At 60.9% G+C, this 24,145-nt stretch carries 20 protein-coding genes and 1 pseudogene; 13 read left to right on the forward strand and 8 right to left on the reverse strand.

The genetic code is table 11. The features are described 5' to 3' along the window. The first annotated feature begins 10 nt into the window (after positions 1-10). The 6 genes and pseudogenes from gnd to JFN93_RS03955 form a co-directional block, all read left to right on the forward strand. Positions 11-1,018 carry a phosphogluconate dehydrogenase (NAD(+)-dependent, decarboxylating) gene (gnd, locus tag JFN93_RS03930; RefSeq protein WP_199382695.1) on the forward strand — a complete coding sequence of 336 codons (1,008 nt, stop codon included), beginning with the start codon at positions 11-13 and terminating at the stop codon, positions 1,016-1,018. A gap of 114 nt (positions 1,019-1,132) precedes the next feature. Beyond that, a complete protein-coding gene (gene zwf / locus JFN93_RS03935; RefSeq protein WP_199382696.1) occupies positions 1,133-2,551 on the forward strand; it encodes a glucose-6-phosphate dehydrogenase in 1,419 nt (472 codons plus the stop codon). Positions 2,552-2,765: 214 nt separating this feature from the next. After that, positions 2,766-3,533, forward strand: coding sequence for a 6-phosphogluconolactonase (pgl, locus tag JFN93_RS03940; protein WP_236021525.1), 768 nt, complete (start codon positions 2,766-2,768; stop codon positions 3,531-3,533). Beyond that, positions 3,520-6,066, forward strand: a complete 2,547-nt coding sequence (gene glgP / locus JFN93_RS03945; protein WP_199382698.1) for an alpha-glucan family phosphorylase — start codon at positions 3,520-3,522, stop codon at positions 6,064-6,066. The genes pgl and glgP overlap by 14 nt, the downstream gene beginning before the upstream one ends. Positions 6,067-6,075: 9 nt before the next feature. Continuing rightward, a complete protein-coding gene (locus tag JFN93_RS03950; RefSeq protein ID WP_199382699.1) occupies positions 6,076-7,215 on the forward strand; it encodes a potassium channel family protein in 1,140 nt (379 codons plus the stop codon). 216 nt (positions 7,216-7,431) lie between these two features. Then, positions 7,432-7,749: pseudogene (locus tag JFN93_RS03955) on the forward strand (peptide chain release factor-like protein); the annotation flags it as partial. A 14-nt stretch (positions 7,750-7,763) separates the two neighbouring features. Here JFN93_RS03955 and JFN93_RS03960 read toward each other — a convergent pair. Beyond that, positions 7,764-8,672 carry a selenium metabolism-associated LysR family transcriptional regulator gene (locus JFN93_RS03960; RefSeq protein WP_199382701.1) on the reverse strand — a complete coding sequence of 303 codons (909 nt, stop codon included), beginning with the start codon at positions 8,670-8,672 and terminating at the stop codon, positions 7,764-7,766. Positions 8,673-8,820: 148 nt separating this feature from the next. On the opposite strand from JFN93_RS03960, the gene JFN93_RS03965 reads away from it, so the two are divergent. The 3 genes from JFN93_RS03965 (at position 8,821) to JFN93_RS03975 (ending at position 11,886) form a co-directional block, all read left to right on the forward strand. After that, on the forward strand, positions 8,821-9,831 hold the full coding sequence (locus JFN93_RS03965; RefSeq protein ID WP_199382702.1) for a transglutaminase-like domain-containing protein: 1,011 nt from the start codon (positions 8,821-8,823) through the stop codon (positions 9,829-9,831). Between the two features lie 214 nt (positions 9,832-10,045). Continuing rightward, positions 10,046-10,954, forward strand: coding sequence for a hypothetical protein (locus JFN93_RS03970; protein WP_328753603.1), 909 nt, complete (start codon positions 10,046-10,048; stop codon positions 10,952-10,954). A 50-nt stretch (positions 10,955-11,004) separates the two neighbouring features. Beyond that, positions 11,005-11,886, forward strand: coding sequence for an ATP-binding protein (locus JFN93_RS03975; protein ID WP_199382703.1), 882 nt, complete (start codon positions 11,005-11,007; stop codon positions 11,884-11,886). Between the two features lie 128 nt (positions 11,887-12,014). Here the strand turns inward: JFN93_RS03975 and JFN93_RS03980 are convergent, their stop codons facing one another. The 4 genes from JFN93_RS03980 to bioB all read right to left on the reverse strand — a co-directional run bounded on the left by JFN93_RS03980 (position 12,015) and on the right by bioB (position 17,004). Then, a complete protein-coding gene (locus JFN93_RS03980) occupies positions 12,015-13,391 on the reverse strand; it encodes a TatD family hydrolase (protein WP_199382704.1) in 1,377 nt (458 codons plus the stop codon). Positions 13,392-13,767: 376 nt separating this feature from the next. Then, positions 13,768-15,132 carry an adenosylmethionine--8-amino-7-oxononanoate transaminase gene (gene bioA, locus JFN93_RS03985; protein ID WP_199382705.1) on the reverse strand — a complete coding sequence of 455 codons (1,365 nt, stop codon included), beginning with the start codon at positions 15,130-15,132 and terminating at the stop codon, positions 13,768-13,770. A gap of 13 nt (positions 15,133-15,145) precedes the next feature. Continuing rightward, complete coding sequence (gene bioD, locus JFN93_RS03990; RefSeq protein ID WP_199382706.1) at positions 15,146-15,862, reverse strand: dethiobiotin synthase; 717 nt, start codon at positions 15,860-15,862, stop codon at positions 15,146-15,148. 155 nt (positions 15,863-16,017) lie between these two features. After that, positions 16,018-17,004 (reverse strand): biotin synthase BioB, encoded by a 987-nt coding sequence (bioB, locus tag JFN93_RS03995; protein ID WP_199382707.1) that lies wholly within the window; start codon positions 17,002-17,004, stop codon positions 16,018-16,020. Between the two features lie 203 nt (positions 17,005-17,207). Between bioB and JFN93_RS04000 the strand changes: the two genes are divergently transcribed. From JFN93_RS04000 to JFN93_RS04015, 4 genes are read left to right on the forward strand one after another with little or no spacing between them, the layout of a single operon-like run. Continuing rightward, complete coding sequence (locus JFN93_RS04000; protein WP_199382708.1) at positions 17,208-18,395, forward strand: hypothetical protein; 1,188 nt, start codon at positions 17,208-17,210, stop codon at positions 18,393-18,395. Between the two features lie 44 nt (positions 18,396-18,439). Further along, entirely contained in the window at positions 18,440-19,639 is a 1,200-nt protein-coding gene (locus tag JFN93_RS04005; RefSeq protein ID WP_199382709.1) for a CsgG/HfaB family protein, read from the forward strand. A 45-nt stretch (positions 19,640-19,684) separates the two neighbouring features. After that, the gene (locus JFN93_RS04010; RefSeq protein WP_236021526.1) at positions 19,685-20,896 is read left to right on the forward strand and encodes an S-layer homology domain-containing protein; all 1,212 of its coding nucleotides are present in this window, start codon (positions 19,685-19,687) and stop codon (positions 20,894-20,896) included. Positions 20,897-20,915: 19 nt separating this feature from the next. Next, on the forward strand, positions 20,916-21,890 hold the full coding sequence (locus JFN93_RS04015; RefSeq protein ID WP_199382710.1) for a hypothetical protein: 975 nt from the start codon (positions 20,916-20,918) through the stop codon (positions 21,888-21,890). Positions 21,891-22,151: 261 nt separating this feature from the next. On the opposite strand, the gene epmA is transcribed toward JFN93_RS04015, so the two are convergent. The 3 genes from epmA to infA all read right to left on the reverse strand — a co-directional run bounded on the left by epmA (position 22,152) and on the right by infA (position 24,007). Continuing rightward, positions 22,152-23,063: an EF-P lysine aminoacylase EpmA gene (epmA, locus tag JFN93_RS04020; RefSeq protein ID WP_199382711.1), complete on the reverse strand. Its 912-nt coding sequence runs from the start codon at positions 23,061-23,063 to the stop codon at positions 22,152-22,154. Positions 23,064-23,065: 2 nt separating this feature from the next. Further along, positions 23,066-23,629, reverse strand: a complete 564-nt coding sequence (efp, locus tag JFN93_RS04025; RefSeq protein ID WP_199382712.1) for an elongation factor P — start codon at positions 23,627-23,629, stop codon at positions 23,066-23,068. 159 nt (positions 23,630-23,788) lie between these two features. Then, entirely contained in the window at positions 23,789-24,007 is a 219-nt protein-coding gene (infA, locus tag JFN93_RS04030; RefSeq protein ID WP_012530490.1) for a translation initiation factor IF-1, read from the reverse strand. Between the last annotated feature and the right edge of the window lie 138 nt (positions 24,008-24,145).

Here is a 24,145-nt window from a genome sequence, read left to right on the forward strand (position 1 = left end):
AGGCACTCTTATGCAGCTCGGGATGATCGGAGCCGGAAGGATGGGGGGAGACATGACGCGGCGCCTGCTGAAGGCGGGGCATCAGTGCCTGGTGTACGATGTCAATCCCGCCGCGGTGGAACCGCTGGTAACCGACGGAGCCCAGGCCGCCAGGACCCTGTCGGATCTGGTTGGCGGGCTGGCCAAGCCGCGCGCGGTCTGGATCATGGTTCCCGCGGCCGTGGTCGACGCCACCCTGGACCAGTTGGTGCCGCACCTGGAACCGGGCGACATCGTCATTGACGGCGGCAACTCCTACTACCACGACGACATCCGGCGCAGCAAAAGCCTCAAGGAGAAAGGAATCGTCTACCTCGATGTCGGCACCAGTGGCGGTATCTGGGGTAGAGCCCGGGGGTACTGCCTGATGATCGGCGGCGATCCTGAGGCGGTGGAGCGGTTGACCCCGATCTTCTCCGCCCTGGCTCCCGGCATCGAGGGGGCGCCGCGGACTCCGGGCCGGGTGGGGAAGGAGAGTACCTCCGAACGGGGCTTTCTCCACTGCGGTCCCAGCGGGGCCGGACATTTCGTGAAGATGGTCCACAACGGGATCGAGTACGGGTTGATGGCGGCCTATGCCGAAGGGATCAACGTACTGCGCCACGCCAACGTCGGAGCCGAGGGGAGGGCGGTCAATGCCGAGACGACCCCGCTGCGCGAGCCGGAGCACTACCGGTACGACTTCGACATCGCCGAGATCACCGAACTCTGGCGCCGCGGGAGCGTGGTTGCTTCGTGGCTCCTTGACCTGGGAGCCCAGGCGTTGCTGGAAAGTCCTGATCTCGCCGAGTTCCGCGGGCGGGTTTCCGACTCCGGGGAGGGGCGGTGGACCGCCATCGCCGCCATCGAGGAGGGGGTGCCGGCCCATGTGCTGAGTGCCGCGCTCTACGAGCGGTTCAGCTCCCGCGGCGAGGCCGATTTCGGCGACCGTTTCCTTTCGGCGCTTCGCTACCAGTTCGGCGGCCACCGGGAGACGTAGCATCTCTCGGCCGATGCTCCGGGGTCCGATCGGGCCGATCCGATCAGGCCGATGCCGCCCGGCAAAGTCCCCCCCCGCATCGGGGGGACTTTTGTTTTAAAGAGGGAAATCATCATGCAAAACTCCGACGCCTTCGTCTTTTTCGGTGCCACCGGTGACCTCGCTTACAAGCAGATCTTCCCGGCCTTGCAAGCCTTGGTGCAGCGGGGCCACCTCGACGTCCCCATCGTCTGCGTCGCCCGTTCCGGGTGGAACCTGGAGCGGCTCAAGGACCGGATCCGGGACAGTCTCAAAACCCACCATGTCTACCATAGCGAGAGCTACGACCGCCTCTGCTCCTTGCTCCGCTATGTGGACGGCGACTACCTCGACCCGACCACCTACCAGGAAATCTGCACCGTTTTGGGCGATTCCGAGCGCCCCGTCTACTACCTTGCCATACACCCGAGCATGTTCGGCCGGGTGATCGAAGGGCTCGCCGGCACCGGCTGTCTCAGAGCTCCGCGCGTGGTCGTGGAAAAACCGTTCGGGCGCGACCTCGCTTCGGCCCGGGAGCTGAACCGGATCGTCCGGGCGGCGATACCGGATGACTCCATCTTCCGGATCGACCATTTCCTCGGCAAGGAGCCGGTCCAGAACATCTACTACACCCGCTTCGCCAATTCGATCCTGGAGCCGCTCTGGAACCGCAATTACATCGCGAACGTCCAGATCACGATGGCGGAGGATTTCGGTGTGGAAGGCAGGGGGAAATTCTACGAGGAGGCCGGCGCTATCCGCGATGTCCTCCAGAACCACCTGTTGGAAATCGTCGCCTTTTTGGCCATGGACCCGGCAACCGACGAAGGGCCGGCCGGGATGCGCGATGAGAGCGCCCGGCTGCTTCGGGCGATCAAGCCGCTCGACCCGTCCCATATTGTGCGCGGTCAGTTCCGCGGCTATCGAAACGAACCGGGGGTGGCGCCCGATTCCTCGGTCGAGACCTTCGTCGCGGTACAGCTTTTCATCGACACCTGGCGCTGGGCCGGGATCCCCTTTTACGTGCGCGCCGGCAAGTGCCTTCCGGTCACCTCAACCACGGTAACGGTCTCCTTCAAGCGCCCGCCCCGGGAGACCTTCGGCGAGATCGTACCGGCATTTTCCAACCACCTCCGGTTCCGGCTGAGTCCGGACGTCCTGATCGGCCTGGGGATGCGGGTGAAGGTCCCCGGCGAGCGGCGGGTCGGTGAGGATGTGGAATTGATCGCGGCGCAAAACGAAGGCGATGCCATGGCCCCCTACGAGCGGCTACTGGGCGATGCCATGCGGGGAGACAACTCCCTTTTTGCCTCGGAAAGCACCATCGAGGAGCAGTGGCGCATCGTCGATCCGATACTGGGGAACGTGACGCCGCTCTACTTTTATCAGAAGGGGACCTGGGGGCCGGCGGAGGCCGACCAGGTCATTGCCCACGACGGTACCTGGTATAACCCGAAACCGGTGGAAACCGCGCCGGAAGGGGTGGCCCCGGGGGAAAAACAGGGAGGCCGTTAATAGGATCTTACGGAACCCCATCCTCACCCTGTCCCTCCCTTTGAAGGGGAGGGGAGGTATCAGCACCGGCTATCTGTAAGGGCGCTTTGGGGTGTTGGGGTATTACGGCCGTTGGACCGAAGGACAATGTTGAAAAAACCGCCGAGCTTTTGAGATGGGGCTCCCTCTCCTTCAAGGAGAGGGACGGGGTGAGGATGGGGTTAAGGAGGTTTCGTTGCGCGAATTAAACTGCCACCTTTACCTAGCCGACGACTACAGCGCCTTGAGCCGCCGCGCCGCGGAATTATTCGCCGAGGAAGCCCGGACCGCGGTAGCCAAGAGGGGCCGCTTTCTGGTCCTGCTCTCCGGCGGCGAGACGCCGCGCCACTGCTATGAGCTCTTGTCCCGGAAGCCGCTGCGGGCCCTCGTTCCCTGGCATGCAGCGGAGATCTTCTGGGGAGACGAGCGCTTCGTGCCCCCCGGTGATCCCCGGAACAACGCCCGGATGGCGCGTGAGGCGTTTCTGGACCATGTCCCCCTTTCGGAAGGGCAAATCCATCCCATTCCGTTTCGGAATTCGGCTCACGAATCGGCGGAGCAGTACCAGGCGCAGCTTCTGGAGTTTTTCGCCGGGGCGCCCCCCCGCTTCGACCTTGCGCTGCTCGGGCTCGGTGACAACGGCCATACCGCCTCGCTCTTTCCCGGCACCCCGGTCCTCGACGAAAAATACCGCTGGGTGTCGGAGGTGGCGCTGGAGGATGGCCAGCAGCGCATCACGCTGACCGTGCCGGTGTTGAACCAGTCGGCAACGGTGCTTTTCCTGGTCTCAGGAGAGGGAAAGGCGCAGGTACTGCACGAGGTCCTGGAAGGTACCCCAAATCCCCAGCGTCTGCCGGCGCAGTTGATCCGGCCGGAGCATGGGAAGCTGATCTGGCTGGCGGACCGGGAAGCCGCCCGGATGCTGACGTTGCAGGAAGGAGAACTGTCATATGGAACAAAATGATAAAAAGACTGGGACCGGCCCGGTTCATCCGGATATCGAAGGGGAGGGGATGGATCGGTTGCGGCATCTTGCCCTCGATCTCCGCTGGTCCTGGAACAACGCCGCGGACGAGTTCTGGCGCGAACTCGACCCGGAACTGTGGGACCTGACCCAGAATCCCTGGTTTATTCTCCAGACCGTTTCCCGGGACCACTTCAACGAAGTCCTCTCCCGACCGGAATTTCGGGACAAACTGGAAGCGCTGAACAACTCCTGCTGTTCCGAAAATGAAAACAGCACCTGGTTTTCCGAGCATCACGCGGATAGCCCCCTCAGGACCGTCGCCTACTTTTGCATGGAATTCATGCTGAGCGAGGCGCTTCCCATCTACTCGGGCGGCTTGGGCAACGTCGCCGGCGACCTGCTGAAGACGGCGAGCGATCTCGGGGTACCGGTGGTGGGGGTGGGACTGCTCTACCAGCAGGGGTATTTCCGGCAGGTCATCGACAATAACGGCTGGCAGCAGGCGCTTTTCCCCTACAACGACCCGGGCCAACTCCCCATCACCCCGGTTCGGCACGAAAACGGCGAGTGGCTGCGCATACAGACCCATTTCCCGGGGTACACGCTGTTTCTCCGGGTCTGGCAGGTGCAGGTCGGCCGGGTGAAGCTCTACCTTCTGGACAGCAACGATCCGGCCAATTTCCCGGCTCACCGCGGTATCACCAGCGAGCTTTATGGCGGCGGAGCCGAGATGCGCCTGATGCAGGAGATAACGCTCGGCATCGGCGGCTGGCGGCTGCTGCGTGCGCTGGGGATCGAGCCGGAGGTCTGCCACCTCAACGAAGGGCATGCCGCCTTTGCCATTTTGGAACGGGCCCGCTGGTTCATGGAGGACAACGGGGTCGATTTTGCCACCGCGCTCACCGCAACCCGCGCCGGGAACCTCTTCACCACCCATACCCCGGTTGCCGCCGGTTTCGATCGTTTCGCCCCGTCGCTGCTCTATCAGTACCTGGGCCGCTATACCAGCAAGCGCCTCGGCATCGAGTTCAACGACCTTCTCGCCCTGGGGCGGCTCAACCCTCAGGATACCAACGAGCCGTTCAACATGGCGTACCTGGCGGTCCGGGGGAGCGGCGCGGTCAACGGGGTGAGCGCCCTGCACGGCAAGGTGAGCCGGCGCCTCTTCGATCCGCTGTTTCCGCGCTGGCCCGAAGAAGAGGTGCCGGTCGGCCACGTCACCAACGGCGTCCATTTCCCGAGCTGGGAATCCAAGGAAGCCGAGGAGATGTGGTCCTATTCCTGCGGCGGGGACCGCTGGCTGGGGACCACCGAAGAGCTCGAAGCGATGATGGAGTGCGTCTCCAACGAGCGGTTCTGGGAGCTGCGCGCCTCCACTACCCGGGCGCTGGTCGACTACGTCCGGGTCCGCTTTTCCCGTCAACTCGAGGTCTCCGGGGTCACGCCGTCGCGCGTCGAGGAGGCACGGCGCATCTTCGACCCCAACGCCCTTACCATTGCCTTTGCCCGACGGTTTGCTCCCTACAAACGCCCCACGCTTCTCTTGCACGATCCGGAACGCCTGCTGCGAATCCTGACCGACCCGCACCGCCCGGTCCAGTTGATCATCGCGGGAAAGGCGCACCCCGCCGACCAGGAGGGTCAGGAGATGATCCGGCAGTGGGTCGAGTTCGTGCGCCGGCCCGAGGCGAGCCGCCACGTGGTTTTCCTGAGCGATTACGACATGGTCCTCACCGAGCGGCTGGTGCAGGGGGTGGACGTCTGGCTCAACACGCCGCGGCGTCCTTGGGAGGCAAGCGGCACCAGCGGGATGAAGGCCCTGGTGAACGGCGGGATCAACCTTTCCGAACTGGATGGCTGGTGGATCGAGGCGTTCACCCCGGACGTGGGGTGGGCGCTGGGGGACGGGGAGGAGCACGGGGCGGATCCGGCCTGGGACGCGGCGGAAGCGGAACGGCTCTACCAAATTCTGGAGACCGAGGTGGTGCCCGAGTTCTATACCCGGGATGCGAGCGGGATCCCGCGGGCCTGGGTGGACCGGATGCGTTCCAGCATGTCGCGGTTGACCCCGCGCTTTTCCGCCAACCGGATGCTGCGCGAGTACACCGAGAAATACTATCTCCCGGCCGCGGATAACTTCCGGCAACGGGCTGCCGAAAAAGGTGCCCGGGCTGCCGAAATCGTTCGTTGGCGGGATACCATCGCCGGCAGTTGGCGCAACCTCCGGTTCGGCCAGGGGAGCGTGGTGACTGAAGCTGATACGCACCGTTTCGAGGTCCACCTGTACCTCAACGGGGTTGATCCCGACTCGGTCCGGGTCGAGCTTTATGCCGACGCCGACGACGGAGGCGAACCGATCCGCCGCGAGATGACCCGCGGGCAGCTCCTGTTCGGCGCGGAAAACGGTTACGTCTACTTCGGCGAGGTTTCGGCCTCGCGTCCCATTTTCCATTACCGGGCCCGGGTGGTGCCGTACCGGGAGGGGCTTGCCGTTCCGTTGGAAGCGCCCCAAATCCTCTGGCAGGAGTAGCAAAAGTCTATGGAGCCGTTGACAATTCTACTGGGCGCAGCCCTGATCCTCCTGGTGCTGTGGGAGGGGTTCGAATCCATCATTATGCCGCGGCGGGTGACCCGGCGATTCCGCCTGACCCGGGTTTTCTTCCGCAGCTCGTGGGGGTTGTGGGCCAGGTTTTCGACCCGCCTCTTCTCCAAACGGGCCAGCGAAAGCCTCCTCAGCGTTTATGGCCCGCTTTCGTTTTTGATGCTGATGCTGCTTTGGGCGACCGGTCTGGTCACCGGTTTCGCCCTGATCCACTGGGGAACCGGCTCTCCCTTCAAAACGCCGGAACCGGTGCCTACCTTTCTTTCCGACCTTTATTTCAGCGCCACCACCTTCTTCACCCTCGGCCTTGGGGACATAACGCCCACGTCACAGCTGGCGCGCTTTCTGACGGTCGCCGAGGGGGGGATGGGATTCGGCTTCCTGGCCCTGATCATCAGCTACCTCCCCCTCTTGAACCAATCCTTCGAACGGCGGGAGATCAACATCTCCATGCTCGACTCCCGCGCCGGCTCGCCGCCGACCGCAAGTGAAATGCTGATCCGGCACAGCCACGACCAGGCCATGGACGCGCTCACCCAACTGCTGCACGATTGGGAGCGGTGGTCGGCCGAATTCCTGGAAGGGCACCTTTCCTACCCGGTGCTGGCCTATTTCCGCTCGCAGCATGACAACCAGTCCTGGCTGGGAGCGCTCACCGCGATCCTTGATACCTGCGCCCTGGTCATGGTGGTCCTGGAAGGGACCTGCGTTCGGCAGGCCGAACTTACCTTCGCCATGGCCCGCCATGCCGTCGTCGACCTGTCTCTCGTATTCCAGAGGGCTCCGCGAACGGGGCGGAAGGATCGTCTTTCCGCCGAAGAGTTCACCGCGATGACCGCTGCCCTGAAGGAGGCCGGGCTGAAGTTGAAGAACGGGGGCGAAACGGAGGAACACCTGCGGGAACTCCGCCAGTTGTATGAACCGTACCTCAAGGGGCTTTCCGTCTATTTCCGGGTGACGCTGCCGCCTTGGTACATTGCCGAGAAGGTTCCGGACAACTGGCAGGTGAGCGGCTGGGACAAAAGCCACCAGCACCGGCACCACGAACCGGCGCCCCAGGAGAATACGCACTTCTGAGCTCAGGACACTTCATACCAGGCCACCGATACCCCTCTCTCTCACTAAGAGATGGTCGGGGTGAGGCGCCTTCGGGCACCCTCTCCCGGGGGGAAGGGGATCCGGCGAAGATTGTCGCTCATCAGGTCGTAAAAAGACGCCGATCTCCCTAATTTGCTGGATTGGTTGAATGGAACGGGTTAGTATGCGGCAAGAAAAGCAAGGCGGGAGTGGGCGGTGGAGATCAGGGACGAAGATATCAAGGTGGAATTTTTCCGGGCCTCGGGGCCGGGGGGGCAGCACCGCAACACGACCGATTCCGCGGTGCGGATCCGGCATCTGCCGACCGGGATCGTTGCGCAGGCAACCGAAAGCCGGTCTCAGCTGCAAAACCGGGAACGGGCCATGGAGCGGCTTGGCGAACTGCTCCGGCGTCGGGAAGTGAAAGCAAAGAAAAGGATTGCCACCAAGGTGCCCAAGCGCGTGAAGGAAAAGCGGCTGGCGGACAAAAAGGTGGTTTCGGAACGAAAAAAAATGCGCGGCAGGCTGGATTGATCCGCTCTTAGGGATCAGGCGCGGGCTGCCGGGCCGTAAAGTTCCCGCATGACCTCGGCGAAGGCCCTTGCCGCCGGGGAAAGATCGCGACCCTTCCGCTGCACGAGATAAAACTGCCGGTTTATCGTGATACCTTGAACCGGAACCCGCACCAGCGCCCCCTGCGAAAGCTCCCGTTCCACCGACACCGCCGAAAGAAAAGAGACCCCGACCCCTTCCATCACCGCACGTTTCACGGCGTTGTTGCTCCCCAGCCTTGCCGCGATCCGTATGGCTTCTGCATCGACGCCCGCCTCGCGCAACGCCTCGAAAGCCGCCTGTGCCGTTCCGGACCCAGCCTCGCGAACCACGAACCTTTCCTGGAGCAGGTCGCTCATGACGATGGTGCCGGCCCCGGCCCAGCGGTGCCCGGCAGCCGCAACCAGGATGATTTCGTCCTTGTCGAGCGGGGTGAACTCCAAAGCATCTTCCGCGAAGTACCCTCCCACGACGCCGAACTCTACCTGTTCGGATAAAAGACGTTCGAGTACCTCTTTGCTGTCCCCCTGCAAGATGGTGATGCTGAGGCCAGGATAGCGGCGGATCAGAAGCGGCAGCGCGGCCGGAATCATGTATTCGCCGGGTATGCTGCTTCCGGCTATTTTCAGAAACGCTTCCTCCACACCCTTGAATCTTTCCATTGCCGTCGGGATCTCATGGGCGTAATCGCACAGGCGCCGGGCCCGTTCCATGAGGATCTTTCCTCCCTCGGTCAGGAGGGCACCCTTGCCGGTCCGATCGAAGAGCTTCAGGCCGAATTCCTCTTCCAGGGCCAGGATGTGCTGGCTTACCGTCGACTGGGTGATGAAGGTTGCTTCGGCACCTTTGGAAAAGCTGCCGCTATCGGCAACGGCGAGAAACACTTCAAGTTGTTTAAGATTCACCGGCAGCTCCTATTGGTAAAAGCGATCAATGTGGAAACAATATGGAATTTATCAATTTGACTGATGCCTGTCAATAAGCTTAATTAGAATGCTGCGCATTTGTTACCTATTGGTAATGGCGATAGGAATTTACTTACAAGGAGTCGTAATGAAGAAGTTGTTGTTGGCGGTCGTGGCTTTCTCCCTGGCCTGCGTCCCTGCCGCCTGGGCCCAGAGCCGCAGCGGCAAGGTTACGGTAGAGGTCGATCTTTCCCAACAGGACGCGGGGAAGGACGTGAAACTGTGGATTCCGTACCCGGTGTCGGACCGCTATCAGACGGTGTCCGATATCAGGGTCGAGGGTAATTTCGCCGGTTCCGGTGTCTACACCGACAAGATCAACGGCACCCCCATTCTCTACGCTAACTGGGGGAAGGATACGAATTCGCGGAAACTGACCTTCAGCTTTGCCGTCGAACGGGAAGAAATCTCCATGCGTAACCTCCCGACCACCGAGCCGGGCTGGAACTACGCCGAGTACGCCGATTATCTCACCCCGACCTCGATGGGACCCATCGACGGAGAGGTGAAGGCTCTTGCCACCAAGATCACCAAGGGGAAGAAAACGGTCTTGGAAAAGGCGAAGGCGATCTACGACTGGACCTGCGAGAACACCTACCGCGATCCGGACACCCGTGGCTGCGGCAAGGGTGACGTCTGCGAACTGCTGAAAAAACCGGGCGGCAAATGCACCGATATCTCCTCCATCTACATCGCCTTGGCCCGCGCCGTTGGCGTTCCGGCCCGTGAGGTTTTCGGCTTGAGGCTTGGGAAAAAGGCGGAAGAGGATATCACTACCTGGCAGCACTGCTGGGTGGAATTCCTGCTCCCCGGCTACGGCTGGGTGCCGGTCGACCCGGCTGACGTTCGCAAGGCCATGCTGGTGGAAAAGCTCGAACTGAAAGACGCGAAAACCAAGCAGTACCGGGACTACTTCTTCGGCGGCATTGATGCCTACCGTTTCAAAATCGCCTCCGGTCGCGACATCGTGCTTAACCCGCCCCAGGCCGACATGAAGCTGAACACCTTTGGCTACCCCTATGCCGAGGTCGGAGGCAAGGTCGTCGACTGGCTCGATCCGAAGAACTTCCGCTACCGGATCACCTATAAGGAAAAATAAGTAGGGAGGGGAACCCCCCTCTCTTTGGTATGAAGGCCGCACTTGGCAACAGGTGCGGCTTTTTTCGTTTCAAGAGTTCATCTGACTCAGGGTGCATTAAGCATTGCTGGCAGAGGGGAACTCCGGATGGAAATTTCCTAAGGAAATCCTTGTCTCAGCGTTTCGATTGATGTATGTTGCCCACTGCTATATCCAAATTTTCAGGAGGCTAAAAGTGTTGAAGATTCGCCAGCTTGCCGCTGTCGCCACCTTGGTTGCCGTCATGTCCACGTCCTGTGCCTGGGGCGAAGAGGGACGTTGCAGTGACGATGGATTGAAACAGAAAGACGATACGATTAAGACCCTCACTGACGAGAACGCACGGTTGAAGGAAAAGTTGACGTTGTTGGTGGGGTGCAGTGTCACCTCGTCGGCGCTGGCCGGCAAAAACTACAAGAAACTGAAGGACATCGCTGCCGACATCAAAACCCAGCGCCAAGGGCTGGTCGATTTCGAGGTCTACGTTAAATGGATGTCGGCCAACATGGCCGGCTATTCCAAATACTTCGCCGCCGGGTCGGTGGCCGCCGGTTTCGCCAAGGTCCTCCCGATCCCCTACGCCGGGCAGGCTTCGGTGCTGACCAAGTTCATCTCCAACGCGGCGGTCTCCCTGAGCGCGGCCTCCGTCTCGACGAACAAATACCTGGTTACTTCGCAGCAGTTCATCAAGCGGGTCGATGCCCTCGACGCCTCCAAGGGATTGAACCCTGCCGAAGTCTCCGAACTCGTCACCTTTGCCGATCACGAGCTTTTGAACGGCATGATCGACGTTCAGGAGAAACTTAACAGCACCGCAGAGCTGGCCGCATCCTCCTTGGCTTTTCTGGAGAGTGTCCATCATTACATGGGGACCTCTGAAGAATACTGGAGCAAGACCAAGTCCCTCCTGAAGAGCGACGACAAGAAAGAGAAGGGATTTCTCGCCGATAGCATTGCCGCGCTGAAGAACAAGGCTGCTACCTTCAATACCAAGTTCAGAACCTTCGACGACACCGTGAAGAAGGACACCCCGCTCATCAAGTCGATGCTTGCCTACGATGAGCTGATCCGCGAGATCGATCCGAAGATCGTGGCCAAGAAGTAACGGCGGCGAAAGCAAGGGCTGAGTCAGTAAAGATACGGAAGGAGGCAGATGTGGAACTGGATGCAGACGTGATAGCGCAGCTCAAAAGAGTGCTTGAGGCGGCGGAGTACCTGTTGCCCAAGCCTCCCGCCCGGATCGACTGGACGACCTGCTACGCTGCAAACTGGAAACGCCACGCTTTTTCCGGCGGTCTGGAGGCGATTGAAAACATCGAAGGGATTCTGATCGAGGACCTGCTGGGGATCGAAAAGCAAAAGAAGATCGTCGAGGAGAACACCTGCCAGTTCCTGCAAGGATTGCCGGCCAACAACATCCTCCTCTGGGGGACCCGCGGGACGGGTAAATCGTCGCTGGTGCGCGCCCTGTTGCGCCGCTATGCCGGGGACGGACTCCGGGTGATCCAGGTGGACAAGGACGACCTGATCCACCTTCCCGACATCGTCGACAGCCTCAAAGGTCAGCCGTACCGGTTCATTATCTTTTCGGACGACGTCTCCTTCGAGATCGGCGAGTCGAGCTACAAGATGCTGAAAAGCGCGCTGGACGGCGCCGTTTACGCGCCTCCCGAGAATGTCCTCATCTACGTCACCTCGAACCGGCGCCACCTCATCCCGGAGTACGAAAGCGACAACCGCGGTGCGATGATGGTGGAAGGTGAAATCCATCACGGCGAAGCGGTCGAGGAGAAAATCTCCCTTTCGGGCCGTTTCGGGATCTGGGTCGCCTTCCATCCCTTTACCCAGGATCAGTACCTGGAAGTGGTGCGCCAGTGGGTGGAGCGGTTGAGCGCAAAATGCGGCAAGAAGCTCGTTTGGGACCAGGAGGTCCGGGACGCCGCCGTCCTCTGGTCGCAGAAAAAAGGCGATCGCTCGGGGAGGATCGCCTATCAGTTCTCTACGGACTATGTGGGGCAATCGTTACTGAAACGCTAGGTCGTTGACCTGCCGAAACGGCGGATTTTTACCCTCGGTGGCTATCTCTGTGTGGGAGCGCCATTCCTGGCGCGAATGAACCGGGTCGTTCGCCAGGAATGGCGCTCCCACCGGGTTAAGAACATCCTCTAGCCTACTTCCTGGTATTCCCGTTCCCTGAATTCCACCCCCAACTCCTCAGCCAGCGCACGGACCTTCCCGATATCCACTCCCGGCACGGTGACCATGCTTGCCACGACTTGCGGGATGTGGCGCGTCGCCTCCCTCAAAAACTCACAGACCCCCTGAAATCCTGCCGCGCCGAAAGGCGTGTTGCACAGCCGGTCATAGGTCTGGGCATCGGCCGCATTCAGACTGACCGAAATGCAGTCCACCAGCCCGGCGAGCTCGGGAAGGACGTTTCGCCCGTGCACCAGGTTCGCCTGGCCGTCGGTGTTGATCCGGACTTTGTGGCCGCGCCGCTTCATCTCTGCCGCGACTTCCTTCACCAAATCAAGACGGATGAGCGGCTCGCCGTATCCGCAAAAAACCACCTCGCTGAAATCGTTCTTGGCGTCGATGGCGGCAATCACCTCGGCGGCGGTCGGCTCGTGGGAGAGCTTCAGCTCGTGCCCCTTTACGATCAGGTCCTCGAACTTAGGGCAGAAGGTACAGCGGTTGGAGCAGCGGTTGGTGATGTTGAGATAGAGGGAGTTGCGGATCATGTAGGCGATGGTGTCCGCCTCCTTCCGGGTCTCGATGCCGAAGAGGTTGCGCGTGTTCATCGAGGTGATCCGCCCGACGTCTTCCGGACTGAGTCCCTTGACCTCGGCCACCCGTTCCGCAGCGTAGCGCACGAAGGACGGCTCGTTTCGTTTGCCGCGGTGCGGCACCGGAGTGAGGTAGGGGCAGTCGGTCTCAACCAAAAGGTGCTCGATCTTGACCCCGCGCACGACCTCGCGCAGCGCCTCGTTGGAGGGATAGGTGACGGTCCCGGGGATCGAAATGTAAAAGCCGAGCTCGATGCATTCCTGCGCCATGGCGAGATCGCCGGAAAAGCAGTGGAAGACCCCACCGAACTCGCCGGCCTTCTCCTCGCGGACGATCGCCATCACCCGGTCGTGAGCGTCGCGGTCGTGAATGATGATCGGCAGCGACAGCTCGCGGGACATCCGGATGAACCGGCGAAAGAGCTCTTCCTGGGCGGGGCGGGAGGAGCGGTCGCGGTAGAAATCGAGGCCGATCTCGCCGATGGCGACGACTTTGGGATTGTTGAGGGCGAGTTCCCGGATCTCCTGGTACATCTCCTCGGTGACCAGGTCCGCCTCATGAGGATGGATGCCGACCGCGCAGTAGATGTGGTCGAAGGCGGCGGCGACCTTGCACGCCTCGCGGCTCGATTCGAGGTCGGCCCCTACGACGACGATGTTGGTGAGGCCGGCTTCTTGGGCGCGCTCCAGCATCTCGGGGAAGTCGGCCGCGTAATCCTCGCCATATATGTGGGCATGGCTGTCAATCAACTCCATGGGGAACTCCTTTAGCTATTCAAATGGTCGCCATCCTCACCCGGTCGTCGCAAACTTGAGTGGCGCAGCATGCTGCGCCCGTTCCGGCTTTACGCGACCACGAGGGCGGAGGGGCAACAGCCCATATTAGAGCAGTGTCAGGCACGAATCCAGAAAAATATGAGGAACCAGATCCTCGGCTTGCCTCGGTACTTTCCCTGTGGGAGCCCCCTTTCCAGTCCATGACCGTAGGTCGCGTTGAGGCGTTCAGGGACGTTGCATTCCACGGTGAAGCCGTTCAACGCAAACCTACCCAATCACGATGGCAATGAAAAAAGGGCGCAGCATGCTGCGCCCCTAGGGGTCCCGATCCAATGTTCCCGCCATTGTTTACCGGTTATTCCCCGGTTATCGCCACGATCGACTTCTCGATCCCGTCCATCAATATCTTCAGCTCATCCATCGAAATGGACAGCGGCGGGAAGACCACGATGACGTTGCCGAGGGGGCGCAGGAACAAGCCATGCTTGCGCGCCTCCAGGCAGACCCGCACCCCGACCCGCTCTTCCCAAGGATAGGGATCGCGGCTTTCCCGGTCGCGCACCAGTTCGATCCCGCCGATCATCCCCTCGTGGCGCACGTCGCCGACATGGGGAAGGGCGAGGAGCCCCTGCAGGCGCTCTTTCAGGTAGGCGATCTTCGGCACCAGGTTTTCCAGCAGCCGTTCGGACTCGAAAAGGTCGAGGTTCGCCAGCGCCGCGGCACAGGCGATCGGGTTGCCGGTGAAGGTATGCCCATGGAAGAAGGTCTTCAGTTCGGCGTACTCGCCCCAGAAGGCGTCGTACACCTTGCGGGTGGTCAGGGTTGCCGCCAGGGGGAGGTAACCTGCTGAAATCCCTTTGGACAGGGCCATGATGTCCGGGGTGATGCCCGCCTTCGCGCAGGCGAACATGGCGCCGGTCCTGCCGAATCCGACCGCCACCTCGTCGGCAACCATCAAGACGTCGTAGCGGTCGCAAAGCTCCCGCACCTTTTTCAGATAACCTTCCGGCTGGACGATCATCCCGCCGGCTCCCTGGACCGCAGGCTCGATGACCAGGCCGGCCAGTTCCGGGGCATGCTCCTCCATCAACCGTTCCAGCTCCTTGAGGCACTCCATCCCGCACCGCTTCGGATCGCGGGCCTCGCAAAGGGAGCAGCGGTAGCAATAGGTGGAGGGGGCCTTGATGGTGGGGAAGAGCAGCGGCTTGTAGGTGGCATGGTAGATGTCGATCCCCCCGACGCTCATCGAGCCGACGGTGTCACCGTGGTAGGCGTTGTCGAAGGCGATGAACTTGGTCTTGCCCGGTTTGCCTTGCTGCATCTGGTATTGGAACGCCATCTTGACCCCGATTTCGACCGCGGTGGAGCCGTTGTCGGAGTAGAAGACCTTGCAGAGTCCGGAAGGGGCGATGTCGACCAGGCGCTTGGCCAAAAGGGCGGCCCGGTCGTTGGTAAGGCCGAGCAGGGTGGAGTGCTCCAGGCGGTCGACCTGTTCCTTGATCGCCTCGTTGATCTCTTTCTTGCAGTGACCGTGGACGTTGGTCCAGAGGGCGGCGACTCCATCGAGGTAGCGGTTGCCGTCCGAGTCGATCAGGTAGGACCCCTCGCCGTGGGTGATCACCGGGTTGTCGGCGCCTTCCCATTCGCTCATCTGGGTGAACGGGTGCCAGAGGTAGTCGCTGTCGTACTTGCGTAATGTTGCCGTATCCAGTTCGTGCATTGACTTTCCTTTCTCAGGCCGGGCAGCCCAGCTCTCTCAACATGATTGCCGTGGACCGTTCGTGCTGGATCCGCGCTACGATCCGCTCGACCCGCTCCAGGTCGGTTGCCGCCTCGACATCGGGAAAGACGGAGAGGACCGGGGCACCGCAGAGCGATGAGATCAGGTGGGGCGCATGCTCGCAGGCCGCGTCGGGAATGTCGGGGAAACGGTTGATGATCACCCCTTTGACATCGAGTCCCATGGTGCGGGCGGCGAAGGTGGTAAGCAGGGTGTGGTTGACCGTGCCGAGGTTGGGGCGGGCCACGACGGCCAGGGGGAGGTCGAGGAAATTGGCGAGGTCGGCCATCAGCATCCCGCCGGTGATCGGCACCATGAGTCCGCCCGCCCCCTCCACAATGACGAAATCATGGCGGGCCGCGAGGCGCTGGTAGGACTCCTTGATGACGTTGAAGTCGATCCGGACTCCGTCTATCGAGGCGGCGAGCGAGGGGGCCAAGGGCTCCCGGAGAAGGTACGGTGCACAATCGGTGTCCAGCGGCACCCCGGCTGCGGCGCACAGAAGCTCCGCGTCCTCAGAGACCAGTTTGCCCTCGCGCTCGACGCAACCCGAGGTGACCGGTTTCATAACCCCGACCGACACGCCCCGGCGTTTCAACAGCATCGCCAAGGTGGCCGACACCAGCGTCTTGCCGATCCCGGTATCCGTACCGGTAATGAAAATGCTCATGCTATACCCTTTCTGCGACTGTATTTGGGACGGCTCAAAACGCTGTGGGAGCGCCATTCCTGGCGCGAACCCCAGAGGTGATTCGCGCCAGGAATGGCGCTCCCACAGGAAGAACGCTTATTCCCTTGTAACTTACTGTTCTTTGCTCATGGGAATCAGTGTTCGCACATCACCGTTTCCAGCCCGAGGTCCTGGAACATCTTGAGGTCCACTTCCACCGAGCGGCCCATGGTGGTGAGGTAGTTGCCGATCATGGTGCCGTTGGCGCCGGCAAAGAAGATCCAGGACTGCAGGTCGCGCAGGTTCTTTTCCCGGCCGCCGCAGATGGTGATCCGCTTGTCGGGGAGGATGAGCCGGTAGATGGCGATGGTCTTCAGGCACTCCATCGGGGTGAGGTTCGCGGCTTTTTCGAGCCGGGTCCCCTCGATCGGGTTGAGGAAGTTCATCGGCACCGAGTCGACGTCGAGTTCCTTCAGGGTCAAAGCCATCTCCACCCGCTGGGCGGGGGTCTCCCCCATCCCGAAAATGCCGCCGGAGCAGACTTTCACCCCGGCCCGTTTCACCGCGCGCACCGTTTCCACGTCTTCCCGGTACTCGTGGGTAGTGCAGATCGACGGGAAGAAGCTCTCGGCGGTCTCCAGGTTGTGATGGTAGGTGTCCATCCCGGCTTCCTTGAGCGCGCGAGCCGTTTCCTCGTCGATGATGCCGAGGGAGCAGGAGGGGTGGATGGTCGTTTCCTTCCGGATCTGGCGCAGCGCCTCGAGGATCCGCTCCAGTTCCTGTCCTTTTACGGTGGTCCCGCTGGTAATGATCCCGAAGCACGCCGATCCCTGCTTTTCCGCCTGCCTGGCTTGTTCGAGGATCTGTGCCCCGTCGACCAGGGGATAGACCGGCGCGTCGGTCGTATGATGCGCCGACTGGGCGCAGAAGGCGCAGTTCTCGGCACAGCGCCCGGATTTCGCGTTGATGATGGAGCAGAGATGCACCTTCGGCCCCACGAACTTTTCCTTCACTCGGCTGGCAGCGCGGAAAAGATCGAATACCTGGGGGCCCTCCACTTCAGTAAGACGTACCGCCTCCTCATAGGAGAGCGATTGCCCGCCCAGGACTTTTTCCACCGCCGCGTCGATAAGTCGTTCCATGTAGCTTCCTCCTGTGGAGGTCATGTACCACGTTGAGAAATGAATTGTCAACCAAATCAGAACTAAAGGTTGACAATGGGGCTGCCGATAAGTTCGCAATACAATTAGTAGTTGTTGACTATTTTCTCATTTGAAGTATTATTTTCGCCTATTTATAAATTAGAAAGTCTTTTCATCTTAGTTAAAATGTCAGGGAGGGGTACATGAAGCTTAACTTCGCGGTTCTTGCCGTAACGGGAGCAGTGCTGATTGGAACTCCGGTTTTTGCCGCACCGACCTGCGTGGACAGCGAGGGCGAGGCAGTAATCATGAGAGACGACCTCCCGTCGGCCCGTGCCGAGGCGGTGGCCCGGGCCAAGTGGGCCGCCATCGAGCAGGTGGTAGGGGTCCAGGTGAAGGCGCAAAGCGTCGTGCAGAACATGGCGCTGGTTGACGATGCCGTATCCAAGGAGATCCGCGGCATCGTGAGCGGCTTTAAAGTCCTGTCCGAGGAAAACCGCGGCTCCAGTCTGGCGGTCAAGATCAACGCCTGCGTCGAGCCGACCAAGGCCCAGGATGCGCTCTCTTCCCTGGCGCTCAACAACTCCATCGCCGTTTTCCTTCCCGCCAAGAAACCCGAAGTTATCGCGGAACGCAACCAGCGGACCCGGACCGGCGAACGGACCCAGGTGCTGGCCCGCGACGTCCAGGAAGAAACCAACCAGCTTTCCGAAACCGTCATCGGCAAGCTCGCCGAGCAGGGCTTCACCGTCGTCGACGTCGCGCCGAGCCAGGCCGTCGACGCCGCCGAAATCGAGCAGGCGATGAAGTCCGGTAACTACATGGTCCTGCGCAGCCTCATGTACAAATTCCTCTCCAACATGATGCTCATCGGCAAGGTGGATTACACGATCTCCACCAGGAAGGGGCAGGACATCGGCTATGGGGTATCGATGCCGTTCAACAACGTGACGGTCCGGCTCACCTATCGGCTGGTCACCCGCGGCGCCGGCGGAAGGAATGTCATCCTCGCGGCCGGCACCGAGGAGGCCCGGGGGATGGCGACCAACGTCGAAGACGCGACCCAGAAGGGGCTGAAGACACTGGGAGAGAAATTCGCCCCGAAGGTCCTCGACAAGGTGTCCGAATACATCAAGGGGATCGCCAAGAAGGTAAGGGTCCGGGTGGCGGGGGTCAACGAGGTATCCGGGACCCTGGAGGTCAAGGATTCCCTGCAAAACATCGCCTGGGTGACCAACGTGGAAGAGAAGGGGATCAGTGACGGCGCCGCAGAATTCATCGTGAGCTACCCTGAAAACCCGATCTATCTGGCCAACAGCATCGCCCAGAAAGGCGGCTTCCATATCGACTCTTTCAGTACCTACCAGATCAACACCAGCTATCAGAAATGATGCAGCAATGTTCAACCGTCACATTAATTCAGGGGAGGGGGAGAATGGTTAAAAAGGGGAGATTTCTGCTTTTGTGTGCACCGCTGCTGCTGGGCGCCTGCGCCACCGTTTCCACGGTTGATCCCAATGCCTTCGTAAGGGATCCCGGTGAGAAACTCAACATTCCGGCGATCTGCAAGAAGAGCTATGACAACGCGATTCCGAAAGTGGCCGTCGCTCAGATCACCAACAATTCCACCTTCGACTATGCAAAGACGGTACAGGCGAGCGTTCAGGGGAGAAGCGAGCGCACCACTGTCGGCGCGGCAGGGGTCGTGGCGGTGCCCGGCGCGGTCGGGGTAGGGTGGGGCGAGAAAGAGAAGCGCAACTTCCAGCGCGACTCCCAGCGCACCGAGCGGGAAATCAACGCGAAGCTGTCGGAAAGCGTCGAGGACGGCGTCGTCAACGAACTGGTCAACATGGGTGGCGTGAAAATCTTCACCCGCGGCGAGCTCAACAAGATCATGCAGGAGCACAAGTTCCAGCAGTCCGGCCTGGTTGATGACTCCTCCATCGTGCAGCTCGGCAAGATGGCGGGTGCCAAGTTCATGCTGACCGGGTCCCTCACCAACGTGGCCCTGGCCTACCAGACCCTCGATGCCGCCAAGGATGCCTCCCAGAAATACCTGGGTGGTTTTGGCGCGCTGATGGCGGTGGGAATGGAATCCCGGGAAGGGTGGCACATCGACGTTGACGTGACGCTGCGCCTGCTCGATGTGGAAACCGGTGAAGTCCTTCTTTCCAAGAGCATGAAAGGTAAAGAAATTATCGGCAAAATCCCCTATCCGAACTACGACGCACTGGTCGGCGGGATCAAGAAAGCCTCCGCGAAAGCGCTTCAGGATGCCCGCCCCGATTTCTCCAAGTACTTCATGGTGCGCGGCTATGTCTTCGAAACCCGCACCAGCAAGGACGGGGCCCAGAAGATCGGCCTGGTGAGTGTCGGGAGCAAGTTGGGAATCAAGCCCGGCTCCAAGTTCACCGCCATTGCCTTCGAGGAAATCGAAGACCCGATCAACGGCTCCAAGGTCTGCGACCAGCAGCGCATTCCGCTGGAAGTGACCGCCACCGACCAGGTACAAAACGACCGCGCCTGGGTAGTCATCAAAGGCACCCCGGATCAGCTCGCCCGAATCAAGAAAGGCCAGCTGGTTGAACGGGAATCGATTGAAGGACAGGGGCTGATGAATAAGCTCGGCTACTAGTCGTTTTCCAAAAACTGTGACATGTGATTCAACAAGGGAGGAACCATGAAAGCAATGCTGCGTCTTTTGCTGCTCGGGATTTGCGGCCTTCTGGTCGTTTCCGGCTGCACCAAGGCAGCTCCGCGCTGCACCGCACCGGAGGACAATCCGCTGCACCACTACCTGCGCGGAATGGAGGCCCTGGAAACGGGCAAAGTCGATGTTGCGCTCCAGAAATTCGATCGCTCCAGCTACTGCGAGGAAGAGTTCTCCCAGGCGCACAGCGGTCTGGCCATCACCCATGCCATGATGGCGAAGTCCCAGGGTGATGCCGGCTTCCGAAGTGTTGAGGCGGGACGTGCCCTGGACGAGCTGAAAAAGGCGGACAAGTTCGCCAACACCGAGGAAGAGAAGTTCGACTACCAACTGGCCCGGATCCGGGTCGCCACGATCCTGAAAGGTGAAGACTGGGTCCGCACCGCCGAAGGTGCCTGCCGGGAGGCGCTCGACCTCAAGGTCGACGAGAAGCAACTCGTCTACTACCAGGGGAAGGAGGCCGCCAACTACTTCATGGGGGTCGCTTACCTGGAGTCGCTCCAGTTCGCCAAGGCCCGCGACCAGTTCCAGAAGGTGCTCGATTCCCGCAGCAACGGGAAATGGCATGAGAAGGCGGACCGCGCCTGGAAGAAGGTGGACCGCATCGTCCGCGCCATGGCCGGCATCACCGTAGGGGACGTCGGGAAGAAGATTGCGGTCAAGGAAACCGTCACCCGCGCCGATCTGGCGGCCCTGCTGGTTGACGAGTTGATGATCGACAAGCTCTTTGCCGGCCGGGTGGCGTCCCAGTCGCAGGTCCAGGCGATGAAGCCGGAATTCACCCCGGCCGACATGGTCAACAGCCCCTTCAAGGAGGAAGTTGCCACCGTCATGAAATGGAAGGTGCGCGGGCTCGAGCCGAAATACGACGAGACCACCAAGGCGTACCTCTTCAAACCGGAAGATCCGGTCACCCGCGGCGAAATGGCTTTCATCCTCGAAGACGTCCTGATCAAGCTGACCGGCGACTCCAAGATCGCCACCGCCTACTTCGGGCAGGAAAAATCCCCCTTCCCGGACGTACGTACCACCTCGCCGTACTTCAACGCGGTGATGAACATGACCACCCGCGGCATCATGGAAGGGGAACTTTCCGGCGACTTCCGGGTCAACGATCCGGTCGAGGGGGCCGAAGCCCTGCTGGCCATCCGGGTGCTGAAGCAGAAAATAAACATCTACTGAAATTGAAAGGAGGAGTTTTATGAAGCGTACCTGTATTGCCTTACTGTGCTCTTTGCTTCTCAGCGCCACCGCTTGGGCGGTGGATATGCCTGCCGCCGGCGGCGATGCCGGTCAGGGGAGCGCCAGCAGCGTCCAGATCGACGAGACCTTCACCAAGACCAACAAATGGCTCAGCCAGCAGAACCTGAACCTCACCGGCGGCCCTTCCGGCCGTGACGACGCGGCCGCCTTCAGCCAGGAGGTGATCCTTTTCTACGGTGAGGGGATGGCCGGACCGCAGCACACCCATCCCGCCCAGCGCGAGATGATGGCCAAGCGCGCCGCGGTGGTGACCGCGCAGCGCGCCCTTGCCGAGTACCTCAACGGCTTCGCCATCGTGGGCGATACCCTGGTCAAAGACGGCATGGCCCAGTACGACATCATCCGCTCCTCGGTGGCCGGTTTCGTGAAGGGCGCCCAGGTCGTGCAGCAGGAGTACAGCAAGGAAAAGGACATGGCGGTTGCCGTCATCAAGCTCGGGCTGCACGGGCCGAAAGGGTTCGCCTCCCTCATGTACGACAAGATGATGAAGGACCCGAGCCTCAAGAAGACCCTCACCGAGGTCGACGGCAAGCCGGCTCCGCCGTTCCGCGCCAAGGCTGAGCGCCTTCCCGAGAAATTCGACGGCCTGATCATCGACGCGACCTCCCAGGACTTCCGTCCGGCCCTGATCAACCGCATCTTCTCCGTCAAGGGCGAGCTTCTCTACGATCCGTCCAAGATCAGCCAGAAGGTACTGGTCGAGCAGGGTTGCGGCGAGTACACCAACAACGTCGACAAGGCCAAGGCGGCTTTAGAGAAGCGCGGGGTGAAGAACCCGCTGGTCGTCACCGCTTCCGGCGCCATCAACCCGTCCGACCTGCAGGTTTCCGATGAAGACGCGGTCAAGGTCTTCTCGGCCAACCAGCAGGGGAACTTCTTCAGTAACGCCAAGGTGGCGTTCGTGCTGAAGTAAGACGTCCTGCAGACAAATGAAAAGGGGCGAAGGAATTTGATTTCCTTCGCCCCTTTTTTATTGGATCGGGCTGATGGGCGCAGCGTGCTGCGCCCCTACAGGTATGAGCAGTTTCCTTGGATGATTGGCAGGCCCAGGAACCCGCAAGCCGGGGTCGGTACTCGCTGTGGGAGCGCTGGCGCGAAAACCCTGTTGCCTCACGCCCGAAAGGGCGCTCCCACAGCGAATTCCCCTCCCATCAAGAGTTGCCTGCCGCGGCTTTTACAACTCCTCGGTGGTAAACGCGACGACGTCGTCGATCCGTTCGGCATCGAGCAGGACCATCACCAGGCGATCCACCCCGAGCGCGATCCCTGCCGCTTCCGGGAAATCCTCCAGCGCGGCCAGGAACTTCTCCGGCATCGGGTAGCCGATCCTTCCCTCGCGCTCCCGCGCTTTCTTTTCCGCCTCGAACCGTGCCCGCTGCTCGGCCGGATCGGCCAGCTCCGAAAAGCCGTTGGCGATCTCCAGCCCGCCCAGATAGAGCTCGAAGCGCTCGGCCAACTGGTTGTTGCCGGGCTTGAGCCGGGAAAGGGCGGCGCGACTGGCGGGATAGTCGTAAAGGAAGGTGGGGCGCCCCTGTCCCAACCTCGGTTCGATTTCCCCTACCATGACTTCGTCGAAGCTGCCGGCGGCCAGGGCTTCTTCCATGGTGAGACCGCCGAACCTTTCGAAGGCTTCGGGGACGGAAATCCGCTCCCAGGAAAGAGCGAGGTCGATCTCGGCGCCGCGGTAGGTGATCTTGTCCTGCCCTGCGGCAAAGCGGACCAGCGCCTCGGTCTCCGCCATCAGGTCGTTGTAGTCGGCGCCGGCGCGGTACCACTCCAGCATGGTGAATTCGCTCAAGTGGCGCACGCCCCGCTCCCCGGCCCGCCAGCAGCGGCAGATCTGGAAAAGCCGCTCGTAGCCTGCGGCCAGCATCCGTTTCATGCAGAGTTCGGGGGAGGTGTGCAGGAACCAGCCGTCGGCGGGGATGGCGTCGATTTCGGCTTCGGGGGCGGGCGCAGGAATACGAAAAGGGGTCTCGACTTCGAGATACCCCTTTTCGTGAAAATAGGTCCGGATGCGGTTGAGGATTGCGCCCCGCTCGGTTAGCGCTTTTTTGCGCCGGAGCAGGGCCCAGCCGTTACCCATGATTACCCCTTGACCCGGGTGGAGTACTCGCCGGTACGGGTGTCGATGGTGATCAGCTCGCCTTCCTCGATGAACGGCGGAACGCGGAGCACATAGCCGGTCTCGACGGTGGCAGGCTTGGAGTCGGAGCCGGAGGTGTCGCCCTTGACCCACGGGTCGGTCTGGGTGACGCGCAGGTTGACGAAGTTCGGGACCTCGACGCCGATCGCTTTTTCCCGGAACAAAAGGATGTCGACCGGAAGGTTGTCGATCAGGTAGTTGACCGCGTCGCCCATGGCAGATTCGCTTACGTGGACCTGCTCGAAGGTCTCGGTATCCATGAAGCAGTAATGATCGTCCTCTTTGTAGAGGTAGGTCATCTTGCGGTCTTCGAGGCTTGCCGGCTCGAAGGTCTCACCGGAGCGGTAGGTACGGTCCAGGGTGGAACCGGTGATCATGTTCTTCATCTTGGTCCGGTACAGCGCCTGCCCCTTGCCGGGCTTGGCAAAATCGAAAGCCGTGATGATGTACGGCTCATTGTCGATGGTGATTTTGAGTCCTTTTCTCAGGTCTGCCGAGGTGTACATGGAATAGATCCCTTCCTTTGGTAAATGTTTATCTTTTCGGTAGTTAACGCGCTGCCCGAAGCGGCTGCACTGATGCGTCGATCCCCGGGTTTTTCACCGGGGCAAACGGCATGGCAGGCGTTTTGTGGGGGATAGTGACGCCGAGGACAACGCGGGGAGTTACTTGGCGCGATAGGTGATGCGGCCGCGGCTGAGATCGTAGGGGGAAAGCTCCACGGTCACTTTGTCGCCCGGCAGGATTTTGATGAAAAATTTCCGCATCTTGCCGGAAATGTGCGCCAGCACCATGTGGTCGTTTTCGAGCTTCACCTTGAACATCGCGTTCGGCAGCGGCTCGATGACCGTCCCTTCTACCTCGATTGCTTCTTCCTTGCTCATTTTTTCTCCTGGAATTGCATCCTTTTAAAATTAACAACTAAACATACAAATTTTTGTCTCAAAAAGCAAGCCGCATTTCACCTGCCGGCATTAGGGTGTAGGGAAAACACGATCTGCTATTTACATAACGAATATAAC

This window comes from Geomesophilobacter sediminis (assembly GCF_016458275.1).
Classification (GTDB): Bacteria; Desulfobacterota; Desulfuromonadia; order Geobacterales; family Geobacteraceae; genus Geomesophilobacter; species Geomesophilobacter sediminis.